This window comes from Allokutzneria albata (assembly GCF_900103775.1).
Taxonomy (GTDB): domain Bacteria; phylum Actinomycetota; class Actinomycetes; order Mycobacteriales; family Pseudonocardiaceae; genus Allokutzneria; species Allokutzneria albata.
This window is the reverse complement of the sequence record NZ_LT629701.1, coordinates 6583946-6596521: the sequence shown is the minus strand read 5'-3', so window position 1 is coordinate 6596521 and position 12576 is coordinate 6583946. Positions and strand designations below refer to the sequence as shown.

Genomic DNA, 12576 nt, shown 5'->3' with positions numbered 1-12576 from the left:
TATTACCCCGCTTCGGAACTCGCCAGGGAGCCATCGGTCGGTGGCACCGTAACGCGCCGCGCCGACAGCGCGGGAAGCACCGCCTCCCGCACCCGTAGTGCCACCTCCTCCCCGTCTCCGTCCGCGTCGACGACCACGTAGCGCTCCGGGTCCGCCGCCGCGAGCTCGGTCAGCACGTGCCGCCAGGTGTGCTCGATCCGCCCGGCCGGCCCGCTCGGGGCGCGGTCGAGCAGCACGGTGACCTCCGGGCGCAACCGCCCGGTCGCCCAGTCCGCGAGCCCGTCCGGCGACCCTGAGGTCGGCTCGCACACCAGGACCACGACCGAACCGGCCTCGAGCGCGGGCACCACCTGCCGCTCCACCACGTCCGCGCGAACCGCGGCGGCGAGCAGGGCGTGTGCCCGGCGACCGGTCAGGCCACCGTGTTCGGCCAGGTCGCGCAGGCGTTCGCCCTCCAGCTCCGGGTCACCCGCCAGCAGCACCTCGCGTCCACCCTCGCGAAGCCAGTCCACCAGCAGTCGTGCCTGCGCGGCCGTCTCGGCGACGGTATCCCCCTCCACCGACAACAACAGGCCGCTGCCCGTCCGTGGCGTCCTGACCAGCGCGGACAGCAGGCCGCGAACAACTCCGGAACGCCGGTCGTCCATCTGCCGGTAGGCGATCCACCCGGCGACCGCGGCGACGAGGCCCGCGGTGAGCAACACCGGCCTGGTCGGGTCGACCCGCACCACCCGGCCCAATGCCTCGAAGGTCATCGGCGGCACCACCGCGACCAGCAGCGGCACCACCGCCATCGCACCCATCAGCACGAGCCGGACCAGCGACTGCATGAACGCCACGGTCCGGCCCCGCACGGTGTCCTCCACCTGCGCGCCGATGATCGTCATCCCGGTCAGGAAGGCGACCCCGGCCGAGGTGCCGACCAGGGCCACGGTCACCAGCGCCACCCACAGGTGGGGGGCGAGCGCCGCCGGGACCATCGCGAACCCGGCGGCGATGATCGCGGCTCCGAAGAGCCGGTTGTGCGGCATCCGCGCGGCCAGCTTCGGCGCGAACACCATGCCGACGCCGAGGCCGGAGAACACGGAGACGAACAGCAGGCCGTAGCTGCCGTCACCGCCGGACAGGCTCAGCGCGTAGAGCTTGGCGCAGGCGATCACCGCGCCGCCCGCGGCGAAGGCACCGCCGATGCCGATCACCAGACCGCGCACCAGCGGAGTCCGCCCCACGAACGTCAAACCGTCCCGGACCAGCGCGAACAGGCTCTCCCCCGCCAGTTTCCCGGCATCGTGGGCGCGGCTGGAGATCTCCGGGATGCGGGTCGCGACGGTGATCGCGTTGCCCAGGTAGAGCGCCGCGTTGAGCAGCAGCGCGACCGCCATGGTGCCGGTGGGGCTGAGCTGGAGGGCCAGCGTCGGGCCGATCACGGTCAGCGCGGTGAACAGGCCGGAGGCCGTCACCACGGAGACGCCGTAGGTCATGACCATGTTCAGCTGGTTGGCCGTCTCCACCTGGTCCGGCCTGCGCAGCAGGTTCGGCACGGCCGCGTCCTTGGCGGGCGCCCAGAACAGCGTGACCAGCTCGATCAGGAAGGTCGCGACGAACAGCCACCACAACGAGCCCACCAACGGCACGCTCACCAGCAGCACGCAGCGCAGCACGTCGCAGACCGCCATGAGCGCGCGCCGGTCGACCTTGTCCGCCAGGGCGCCCGCGAGCGGGGCGAACAGCAGCGCGGGCAGCAGCTTGGTGACCACGACACCGCCGAGCGCGAAGCTCTGCGCCTGGTAACCGCTGGTCAGGTTGGTCGCCAGGGCCGAGAGCGCCAGCAGCGACAGCCAGTCGCCCACGCTGCTCAGCGCGTTGACGGCCCACAGCCTGCGGAACGGCCGGATGGCCAGCACGCTGCGGACCCGGTGAGCGGTCGAGACCGGCGGCGTTCCCGCGTCACCCACGTCGATATCACCCGTTCGCGTCAGCCGAAGCGGAGCGCCCAGCCTAGGGGAACAGCTCCCCTGCCACGTTCAGGAAGATGCTCAGCAGCATGATCGCGAAGAAGATCAGCGCGCCGAACCCGCAACCGGCGTTCGACCGCACGGGCTGCTGCGGCTGCGATTGCGCGGGAGGCATGGGGGGTACCGGCGGCACCGGCTGCCGTGCCTGCGGGTGCGTCTGCCGCTTCTGCCTCGGCCGCTGCCTCGGTGCCGGGGCCCGCTCGGCGGCCATCGCCTCCTCGACGGCGCGCTGGACCGCCTCGGCATCGGGCGGGCCCGGCGGGCGCACGGTGATACGGGGTTGTTCGGCGAACTCGACGGGCGCGCTCAGCGCGTCCGGGAAGTAGCGCGGTGGTGGAGGGGCCTGTGTGCCGTCCGGGCCGAACAACGCATCGGAACTCACAGGCCCTCACCTCCTCGGGCGAGTGTCCCGCCCCCGTCGCCTCGCCCTCAAGCCCGCACAACCGGGCAGGGGGGCCGCAACGGGCCCCTCTGCCCGGTCCGGGTCAGGACTTCGCAGCCGAAGCCTTCTTCGCGGCGGGCTTCTTGGCCGCGGGCTTCTTCTCCGCCGTGCTCTTCTTCTCGGTCGTCTTCTTCGCCGCGGGCTTCTTGGCCGCCGCCTTCTTCTTCGGCGCCGGTCCCTTCGCCCGCTTCTCCGCGAGCAGCTCGGCCGCGCGCTCATCGGTCAGCGTCTCGACGTCATCGCCCTTGCGCAGCGACGCGTTGTACTCGCCGTCGGTGACGTACGGGCCGAACCGGCCCTCCTTGACGATCATCGGCTTGCCGGAGACCGGGTCGTTGCCCAGCTCCTTCAGCGGCGGGGCCGCCGCGGCCTGCCTGCCCCGCTTCTTCGGCTCGGAGTAGATCTTCAGCGCCTCCTCGAGGGTGACGGTGAAGATGTCGTTCTCCGTGGCCAGCGACCGCGAGTCGGTGCCCTTCTTCAGGTACGGGCCGTAGCGGCCGTTCTGCGCGGTGATCTCCTCACCGCTCTCCGGGTCCTTGCCGACCAGCCTGGGCAGCGAGAGCAGCTTGAGCGCGTCCTCCAGCGTCACCGTCTCCAGCGACATGGACTTCAGCAGCGAGCCGGTGCGCGGCTTCGCCTTGCCCGCGTCCTCCGGCAGGACCTCGGTGACGTAGGGCCCGAACCGGCCCTCCTTGGCCACGATCTCGTTGCCGCTGACCGGGTCGGTGCCGAGGGTTCGGCCCTCCATCGGGGTCGCGAACAGCTTCTCCGCGATCTCCGGGGTCAGCTCGTCCGGCGGCAGGTCGTCGGGCAGGTTCGCCCGCTGCACGTCGCCCTCGGCCCCGCTGTCGCCGTCGCGCTCCAGGTAGGGGCCGTAGCGCCCGACGCGGACCATCACCGTGCGGCCCTTGTCGTCGGTGAACATCGGGATCGAGTTCACCTCGCGGGCGTCGATCTGCTCCACCGACGAGCCCACCAGCTTCTTCAGCCCGCCGGCGCGGCCGATCGAGCCGTCCGGGCCGACGTCGCCGCCGAAGTAGAACCCGGACAGCCAGCGGGTGCGCTCCTGCCGTCCCGCGGCGATGCCGTCGAGCTCGTCCTCGAGCGCGGCGGTGAAGTCGTAGTCGACCAGGCGCCCGAAGTGCCGCTCCAGCAGCCCGACCACCGCGAAGGCCACCCAGGAGGGCACCAGCGCGGAGCCCTTCTTCCACACGTAGCCGCGGTCCTGGACGGTGCTGATGATCGAGGCGTAGGTGGAGGGGCGGCCGATGCCCATCTCCTCCATCGTCTTGACCAGGCTCGCCTCGGTCAGTCGCGGCGGCGGGTTGGTGGTGTGCCCGTCCGGGGTCAGCTCGGTGGCGGTGACCGACTCGTCCTTGGTCAGCCTCGGCAGGCGCGTCTCGGCGTCGTCCGCCTCGCCGCCCGCCTCGGAGTCCACCGTCTCCACGTAGGCCTTGAGGAAGCCGGGGAAGGTGATCGTGCGGCCGGACGCGGCGAACGTGCACTCCTCACCGCTCGCGGCGGTGCCGGTGATGCGCACGGTCATCGTGGTGCCCTTGGCATCGGCCATCTGCGAGGCGATGGTCCGCTGCCAGATCAGCTCGTAGAGCTTGAACTCGTCGGCCTCCAGCTCACGGGCCACCTGGCCGGGGGTGCGGAACACCTCACCGGCGGGGCGGATCGCCTCGTGCGCCTCCTGCGCGTTCTTGACCTTGCGCGTGTACTGCCGCGGCTTGTCCGAGACGAACTGGGCGCCGTAGAGCTCGGTGGCCTGGGAGCGCGCCGCGGCGATCGCGGTCTCCGACAGCGTGGTGCTGTCGGTACGCATGTAGGTGATGTAGCCGTTCTCGTAGAGCCGTTGCGCGGTGCGCATCGCCCGGTCGGCGGTGAACCGCAGCTTCCGCCCCGCCTCCTGCTGGAGGGTCGAGGTCATGAACGGCGCGTACGGCTTCCGGGTGTAGGGCTTCTCCTCGACGCTGGTGACGACCATTGCCGCGTTGGCAAGTCCGTCGGCGAGGCGGCGGGCCTCGGCCTCGTCCAGGGTGCGGACCTCGGCACCGGAGCGGAGGTTTCCGTCTGGCCCGAAGTCGCGGCCGGTGGCCAGGCGCGTGCCGTCGACGGAGACCAGGCGGGTGCCGAACGACCGCGGGTTGGCCGAGTCCCCGTCGGACTTCTTGGTCTCCATGACCGCGGAGATGTCCCAGTACGAGGCGGGGACGAAGCGGATCCGCTCGCGCTCGCGCTCCACCACGATCCTGGTCGCCACCGACTGCACACGGCCAGCCGAGAGCTTCGGCATGACCTTCTTCCACAGCACGGGGCTGACCTCGTAGCCGTAGAGCCGGTCCAGGATGCGGCGGGTCTCCTGGGCGTCGACGAGGTGCTGGTCCAGGTCGCGCGGGTTGGCAGCGGCGGCGCGGATCGCGGGCTCGGTGATCTCGTGGAAGACCATCCGCCGCACCGGGACCTTGGGCTTGAGGGTCTGCATCAGGTGCCACGCGATGGCCTCGCCCTCGCGGTCACCGTCTGTCGCGAGGTAGAGCTCGTCGACGCTCTTGAGCGCCTCCTTGAGCTCGGACACGGTGGACTTCTTGTCCGGGGTGACGATGTAGAGCGGCTCGAAGTCGTTCTCCACGTCGACGCCGAGCCGGGCCCACGCCTCGCCCTTGTACTTGGCCGGTACGTCGGCGGCACCCCTCGGCAGGTCGCGGATGTGCCCTCGCGATGACTCCACCACGAAGTTCCTGCCCAGGTAGGAGGCGATTTTGCGCGCCTTCGCCGGTGACTCGACGATCACCAGGCGACGGTTGCCCGAGCCTCCGTCACCGCCGTCCTTCTTCGCCCGTGTCGACCCTGCCACGCTTATACCGCTCTCTCGTCCCTGTAGTACGTCCCGGTTCGCAAGTGTGCACCGAGCGCAGTCACCCTCGGTGTTGCGGGTGAGCTGACAGAGTGGCACACCCGGGAACAGGCCCCGTCGTACTTACCCTGTGAACACGCTCGCCGGACGCCGGATTCCCAGGTCAGCCACCCAGTCGAACAGGCCATTCCCCGGGGACGGCCCCCGAGGGGACCGGTCCGACAAGCTCGGCGAGCCGCGCGAGTCGCCTCCGTCCGGTGATCCGCAGCGCGGGTTCGCCGTCACTGGCGGCGATCACCGTCGCCGTCAGACCGGCCGCGGTCAAGACCCCCAGCAGTGGACCACGGGTCTCCGGCGCTGTCGGATCCAGCCCGAGCAGGTACGCCGAGCCCTCCCACCGCCCGGCGGCCAGCGCCCACACCCGCAGCACCCGCCCGTCGAGGGTGAAGCTAACCGGGACCCGCTTGGTCCCGCCATGCGACCAGGCAGCGGCCAGCCCGGTGAGATCGGCCCGGAACGGGCTGCCGAGCTCCGGCAGCCCTCGCTCCGACCAGCCAAGACGGGTCAGCACACCGAGTTCGGCGCACACGGTGGCCAGCGCGCCCGCGCGCCACCGGTCAGCCAGCTCGATCGAGACCCGCGCGGCGGTTCCCCGCCCGAACCCGGTCACCCGGCCCGGCGCGCACAGCAGCCCGGCCAGGTCGCCCAGGGCGGGCGGCGCGGCCTCGGCCGAGTAGAAGGACAGCTGCCCCACGCGGGCAGCGTAGAACAAGTGTTCGAATCGGGGGAGCTGTGATCACGCACAGCGAGGAGACGATTTCGCCCTTCCGGATGACGTCGTGCGAGCTACGCCGGTCGAACCCCTACAGGGTGCTCTGACCGGTCAGCGCGCCCCGGAGGTCGCGGCAGGACGCGTGCGCGGCCATCGCCTGCTTGATCTCCGGAGTGTTCTCCAGCACCGCGAGCACCTTCGGCTCGCCCTGCGCGGCCGGGTTGCCCTCACCGCTGAGCGCCCGCATCACCGACTCGGTGAAGTTCGGCGCCGCCGGGTCGATCGCCTCGGTGTCCCTGCGCGAGGTCTCGAACACACCGATCTGCCCGGCGAAGTCGGTGAGGAGCAGCTGCTGGATCCGCTCACCGTCGGCCACGTCCGGCGCACCGCCGTCGGCCAGCTTCTTCTTGATCTCCGAAGTCCGCTTGATGGCCGCGTTGAGCAGGTCCAACGCCGCGCGCTTGGCCCGCTCGGTGGAGCCGTGGGCGGTGGGGTCGTAGTCGATGAAGGTGGCGATGGTCTTGAGCGTGTCGACGAACCCGGTGCAGGTGGAGGCGGCCCAGCTGCTCACCGGGGCCTTGCGCACGCCGACCGTGGTGGCGTCCGCGGGCCGCTCCCCCGCGGCGACCTCGGCGCCCCCGCGCGCGCAGCCCACCACTGCCGCGAGCACACCCGCGGCGACTGTCACCACCAGAAGCTTGCGATCCACCTGATTACCCCCAGCGCTTCAGTGATCTTCAGCAACTGATCCGGAAGTTACCGGCACCCACTGACACTCTCATGGCGGGGTACCCCCGGACGAGTTACTAAATTCAGGTCTGCACCCGAGAACAACTCGGCCCACCCCGGGAGTGTTCCCAGAGTGGGCCGAGTGATGCCGACGAGGATCAGGCGGTGGTGCTCGCCGCGTCCTCGGAGGCCTTGTCGTCCGCGATGGACGTCGGACGGCGCTTGGAGACCAGCACCGCGCCGACGATCACCAGGACCGCGACGACGGCGATCACGGCGCGCACGCCGGGCGAGGCGCTCTCACCGATGGACAGGGTCACGATGGCCGGCGCGATCAGCACCGACACCAGGTTCATGACCTTGATCAGCGGGTTGATCGCCGGGCCCGCGGTGTCCTTGAACGGGTCACCGACGGTGTCACCGATGACGGTCGCGGCGTGGGCGTCGGAGCCCTTGCCACCGTGGTTGCCGTCCTCGACCAGCTTCTTCGCGTTGTCCCACGCGCCACCGGAGTTGGCGAGGAAGACCGCCATCAGGGTGCCGGTGGCGATGGCGCCCGCCAGGTAGCCGGCCAGCGGGCCGACGCCGAGGCCGAAGCCGACCGCGATCGGGGCCAGCACCGCCAGCAGGCCGGGGGTGGCCAGCTCGCGCAGCGAGTCCCTGGTGCAGATGTCCACGACCTTGCCGTACTCCGGCTTGGTGGTGCCGTCCATGATCCCGGGGTTGTCCCGGAACTGGCGCCGGACCTCGAAGACGATCGCGCCCGCCGCCCTGGTCACCGCGTTGACCGCGAGACCGGAGAACATGAACACCACTGCTGCGCCGATGACCAGGCCGACCAGCAGGTTCGGCTGGATGATCTCGTAGCTGCCGGACAGGCCGAGGCCCTGGGCGACGCCACCGAGCGCCTTGTCGATCGCGTCCTTGTAGGAGCCGAACAGCGCGGTCGCCGCGAGCACCGCGGTCGCGATCGCGATGCCCTTGGTGATCGCCTTGGTGGTGTTGCCGACCGCGTCGAGCTCGGTGAGGATCTTCGCGCCCTCGCCCTCCACGTCGCCGGACATCTCCGCGATGCCCTGCGCGTTGTCGCTGACCGGGCCGAAGGTGTCCATGGCGACGATGACGCCGACCGTGGTCAGCAGGCCGCAACCGGCGAGCGCGATGGCGAACAGCGCGACGATGGTCGAACCGGAGAGCACGAACGCGCCGTAGACCGCCGCGCCGATGACCAGCGCGGTGTAGACGGCGGACTCGAAACCGACCGAGATACCGGAGAGCACGACGGTGGCCGCGCCGGTCAGCGAGGTCTTGCCGACGTCCTTGACCGGGCGGTAGTCGGTGCCGGTGAAGTAGCCGGTCAGCCACAGGATGACGCCGGCGAGCACGATGCCGATGATCACCGCGACGGCCGCGATCATGGCAGGGCTGCCCTCGGCGGCCGCACGCTCGGGCGCCAGGCCGGTCAGACCCGCGAAGGTGCCGGGCAGGTAGACGAACGCCGCGATGGTGCACAGGACCGCGGAGATGATCGCCGAGATGTAGAACGACCGGTTGATCGCGGTCAGGCCGCTCTCGCCGGGCTTGGTCCTGGTGATGTAGACACCGATGATCGCCGTGACCACCCCGATCGCGGGCACGATCAGCGGGAACAGCAGGCCCTGGGTGCCGAACGCGGCGGTGCCGAGGATCAGGGCGGCGACCAGCGTGACGGCGTAGGACTCGAAGAGGTCGGCGGCCATGCCCGCGCAGTCACCCACGTTGTCACCGACGTTGTCGGCGATGGTCGCGGCGTTGCGGGGGTCGTCCTCCGGGATGTTCTGCTCGACCTTGCCGACCAGGTCGGCGCCGACGTCGGCGGCCTTGGTGAAGATGCCGCCGCCGACGCGCATGAACATGGCCAGCAGCGCGGCACCGAACCCGAAGCCCTCCAGCACCTTCGGGGCGGCACCCGCGTAGGCGAGCACGACGATCGCGGCACCGAACAGGCCGAGGCCGACGGTCATCATGCCGACGACGCCACCGGTGCGGAAAGCGACCCGCGCCGCCTTCTCGCGGCCGCCCTCGCCCTCGTTCGCCGCGGCGGCGACCCGGACGTTGGCCCTGGTCGAGAGCCACATGCCGAGGTAACCGATGGCCGCGGAGAACAAGGCGCCCACGATGAAGAACAGGGAGCGGCCCAACCGCTCCGACCAGTCTTCGGCGGGGAGGGCGAACAGCAGGGCGAACACGATCACGACGAAGATGCCGAGCGTGCGGAACTGGCGGTTCAGGTACGCGGCCGCACCCTCCTGCACCGCCTTGGCGATCTCCTGCATCTTCTGGGTGCCCTGGCCGGCTGCCAGGACCTCCCTGAGCAGGACATACCCAATGGCGAGCGCGGCAAGAGCCACAACGGCGACGATCGCGACGAGGCCGCGATCACCTCCGGTGAGCTCGATGCCCTGCGCCCACATGCTTTGGGCGAGGTTGAGGCGGGACATCCGTCCTCCTGGTCTGTCGCGGTTATGCCGCGCCAGGAGCCACCAGCTGCGTCAGCTCCGACGCGGAAAAGGCACGTGCACCGCCGGGACGGCGCGGTCCCGGCGATGCAACGGAGGCGGAGTCTATTGCCAACGTCACAGGCGCCTTCACCGCGTCCCTACACGGACACCCTCCGTGATCATCTCGGCCGCCCTGATCTTGGGTTTCGAGGCTGTCGGTCCCTGCTGTCAGACTCCGGGACGTGCGTGGGCGGACGGACGGACGACAGGACATCCCCGGCGGCGCGTCGTACCGGCGCCTGCACGGGCGTGACCTGCTGGATCAGGTGGTCGCGGGCACCGGCCCGGACGAGCACCCGCTCACCCACGTCGCCTCCGTCCCACCCCGGGGGGCGGAGTTCGCGGACTGGCCGGACTGGGTCCCGGGCGCACTGGTCGAGGCACTGCGCGGGGACGGAGTGCAACGGCCGTGGCGGCACCAGGTCGAGGCAGCCGAATTGGCGCGCGCGGGGCGGAACGTGGTAGTCGCGACCGGCACGGCCTCCGGCAAGTCACTCGCCTACCAACTGCCGGTGCTGGCGGCGCTGACCGAGGACGAACGGGCGCGGGCGCTCTACCTCGCGCCGACCAAGGCCCTCGGTGCCGACCAGCTGCGCGCGGTCACCGCTTTCGGGCTGCCCGGGATCAGGGCTGCGTCCTTCGACGGTGACACACCGAGGGTGGAGCGGGACTGGGTGCGGGCGCACTCCCGGTGGATCTTCACCAACCCGGACATGCTGCACCGCGGGATCCTGCCCGCCCACGCCCGCTGGTCGGGCTTCTTCCGCAGGCTGACCCACGTGGTGATCGACGAGTGCCACGCCTACCGCGGGGTGTTCGGCTCCCACGTCGCCCTGCTGCTGCGGCGGCTGCGCCGGGTGGCCCGCAGGTACGGCTCCGACCCGGTGTTCGTGCTGGCCTCCGCCACCGCGGCGCGGCCGGCCGAGTCCGCATCGCTGCTGACCGGGACCGAGTGCCAGGCGGTCACCGAGGACGGATCGCCGAGCGGCGGGCGCACGGTCGCGTTGTGGGAACCGCCGCTGCTTGAGGACCTGACCGGGGAGAACGGCGCGCCGATCCGCAGATCCGCCGGTGCCGAGGCCGCCCGGATCCTGGCCGACCTGGTGCTGCAGGGCGCGCGCACGCTGGCCTTCGTCCGATCCCGGCGCGGCGTGGAGCTGGCCTCGCTCGGCGCCCGCCGTATCCTCGCCGACGTCGATCCCGAGCTCGCGCGGTTCGTGGACTCCTACCGCGGCGGCTACCTGCCGGAGGAACGGCGCGCGCTGGAGCGGGCCCTGCTCGACGGACGGCTGCTCGGGGTGGCCACCACCAGCGCGCTGGAGCTGGGCGTCGACATCTCCGGGCTGGACGCGGTGCTCGTGGCGGGCTGGCCGGGAACGCTGTCCTCGTTCTGGCAGCAGGCGGGCCGCGCCGGGCGGGACGGGGACGAGGCCCTGGTCGTCTTCATCGCCAGGGACGATCCGCTGGACACCTACCTGGTGCACCATCCCGCCGCGCTGTTGAGCCGCCCGGTCGAGGCCACGGTGCTGGACCCGGCCAACCCGTACGTCCTCGCGCCGCAACTGGCCTGCGCCGCGGCGGAACTGCCGCTGACCGAGGAGTGCGTCGCCGGGTTCGGTCCCGCCGCGCGTCCGGTGCTGGACGGGCTGGTCGCCGACGGGGTGCTGCGGCGGCGGCCGACCGGTTGGTTCTGGACCGACCGGGAAGGTCCACACGGGACGGTCGACATCCGGGGCTCCGGCGGTGAGCAGATCGCGGTCGTCGAGGGCGAGTCCGGCAGGCTGCTCGGCACGGTCGACCCGGATTCCGCTTGCGCCACAGTGCATCGGGGTGCGGTGTACCTGCACCGGGGCGAGTCCTATGTGGTCGACGAGCTCGACCTGGAGGCCGGTATCGCCCTCGTGCACGCCGAGGATCCGGAGTGGACGACCGCACCGAGGACGGTCGTGGACATCTCCGTGGTGCGCACCGTGGAGGAACGTCGCTATTCAGGTGGGGTGTCGGTCTGCCTCGGTGAGGTGGAGGTGACCTCCGAGGTGGTGGGCTACCTGCGGAAGCTGCCCTCCGGCCGGATCCTGGACCAGGTTCCGCTCGACCTGCCCGCGCAGACCCTGACCACGCGGGCGGTCTGGTACACGCTGTCGGAGGAGTTGTTGCGCGGTAGCGCGCCGGGGGGCGCCGGTATCGAACCGGCGCGCACCCCCGGCGCGCTACACGCTGCCGAGCACGCGGCGATCGGCCTGCTACCGCTTTTCGCGACCTGCGACCGTTGGGACATCGGCGGGGTGTCCACCGCTTCGCACGCTGACACCGGGGAGGCGACGGTGTTCGTGCACGATGGGCATCCGGGGGGAGCCGGCTTTGCCGATCGCGGCCATGCCGCGATTGTCCCTTGGCTAGCAGCTACGCGGGAGGCGATCGTTTCCTGCGAGTGCCCGGCGGGGTGCCCGTCCTGCGTTCAGTCGCCAAAGTGCGGGAATGGCAACGAACCGCTGGACAAGGCGGGAGCGGTCGCCGTACTCGATGCGGTACTCGCCGTTGTGGGGTCGAGTCGCGTCGAGCAGGCTGACCGATCCCCTAGCGCTCCGCGGTAACCAGCCGCGCAGCGTTGTCGACGGCGTCGGAGCGCAGAGCCAGGGACAGAGCGTCCTGAACGATCTCCGAGCTCGGCAGGTTCCAGCCGCAGACCTGCGGCTTGACCCGCCAGTGGGCGACGCCGTGCTGGAAAGGCGAAGGCGGAAGCGGGATGTAGCTGTCCTTGCCGTGCAGGACGATGCCGCCCTGCACGGCGAGCTCCCGGCGGAGCTGGGCACCGGTGCCGGTGAGGAACAGCCAGCTGCCGGAGGGGGTGGCCGCGATGGGGACGACGACGCCGGCCGCGCGCAGCTCGATGGCGGCGCGGCGACCCAGTTCCGCGTCCACCTCGATCGCGTCGAGGACGATGCCGGTGGCCACGAGCAGCGAGTAGGGGCGGCCGCTCCACCAGGTGGCGACCTGGTCGGGCTGGGTGCCGACGCGCTCGGCCCAGTCCTGGTGCACCGGAACGGGACCGTCGGTCTGGATGCCGTCCCGGCCAGCCCAGCCGGCAGCGGTCGGGTAGGTACCCGGCAGGACCGGCCAGCCGCGCCACGCGAGGCCGATGGCCTCAGCGCGCAGCTCGATCCGGAATGCTCCGCGCCAGCTGTCCGACCAATCCATTTTCTGCCTCCAACGGCTGC

The 12576-nt window shown here is 71.1% G+C and carries 8 protein-coding genes; 1 reads left to right on the top strand and 7 read right to left on the bottom strand.

Features of this window, described 5'->3' with window-relative positions; genetic code table 11:
* Window positions 1-2: 2 nt before the first annotated feature.
* The 6 genes from BLT28_RS30075 to BLT28_RS30050 form a co-directional block, all read right to left on the bottom strand.
* Window positions 3-1955, bottom strand: a complete 1953-nt coding sequence (locus tag BLT28_RS30075) for a bifunctional MFS transporter/dTMP kinase (protein ID WP_063766527.1) — start codon at window positions 1953-1955, stop codon at window positions 3-5.
* 43 nt (window positions 1956-1998) lie between these two features.
* A complete protein-coding gene (locus BLT28_RS30070) occupies window positions 1999-2397 on the bottom strand; it encodes a hypothetical protein (protein ID WP_030428212.1) in 399 nt (132 codons plus the stop codon).
* Between the two features lie 103 nt (window positions 2398-2500).
* On the bottom strand, window positions 2501-5317 hold the full coding sequence (gene topA, locus BLT28_RS30065; RefSeq protein WP_030428211.1) for a type I DNA topoisomerase: 2817 nt from the start codon (window positions 5315-5317) through the stop codon (window positions 2501-2503).
* 163 nt (window positions 5318-5480) lie between these two features.
* Window positions 5481-6071: a hypothetical protein gene (locus BLT28_RS30060; RefSeq protein WP_030428210.1), complete on the bottom strand. Its 591-nt coding sequence runs from the start codon at window positions 6069-6071 to the stop codon at window positions 5481-5483.
* 109 nt (window positions 6072-6180) lie between these two features.
* Window positions 6181-6798, bottom strand: a complete 618-nt coding sequence (locus BLT28_RS30055; protein ID WP_030428209.1) for a hypothetical protein — start codon at window positions 6796-6798, stop codon at window positions 6181-6183.
* A 178-nt stretch (window positions 6799-6976) separates the two neighbouring features.
* Window positions 6977-9298 carry a sodium-translocating pyrophosphatase gene (locus BLT28_RS30050; protein ID WP_030428208.1) on the bottom strand — a complete coding sequence of 774 codons (2322 nt, stop codon included), beginning with the start codon at window positions 9296-9298 and terminating at the stop codon, window positions 6977-6979.
* A gap of 299 nt (window positions 9299-9597) precedes the next feature.
* Here BLT28_RS30050 and BLT28_RS30045 point away from each other — a divergent pair, with 299 nt between their 5' ends.
* Window positions 9598-11952: a DEAD/DEAH box helicase gene (locus BLT28_RS30045; protein WP_030428207.1), complete on the top strand. Its 2355-nt coding sequence runs from the start codon at window positions 9598-9600 to the stop codon at window positions 11950-11952.
* On the opposite strand, the gene BLT28_RS30040 is transcribed toward BLT28_RS30045, so the two are convergent.
* Complete coding sequence (locus BLT28_RS30040; RefSeq protein ID WP_043810620.1) at window positions 11936-12556, bottom strand: bifunctional DNA primase/polymerase; 621 nt, start codon at window positions 12554-12556, stop codon at window positions 11936-11938. The genes BLT28_RS30045 and BLT28_RS30040 overlap by 17 nt on opposite strands.
* Window positions 12557-12576: the final 20 nt, after the last annotated feature.

Coding starts and splice junctions, on each gene's coding strand:
- BLT28_RS30050 (WP_030428208.1), bottom strand. CDS start 9,298: ATGTCCCGCCTCAACCTCGCCCAAAGCATGTGGGCGCAGGGCATCGAG.
- BLT28_RS30040 (WP_043810620.1), bottom strand. CDS start 12,556: ATGGATTGGTCGGACAGCTGGCGCGGAGCATTCCGGATCGAGCTGCGC.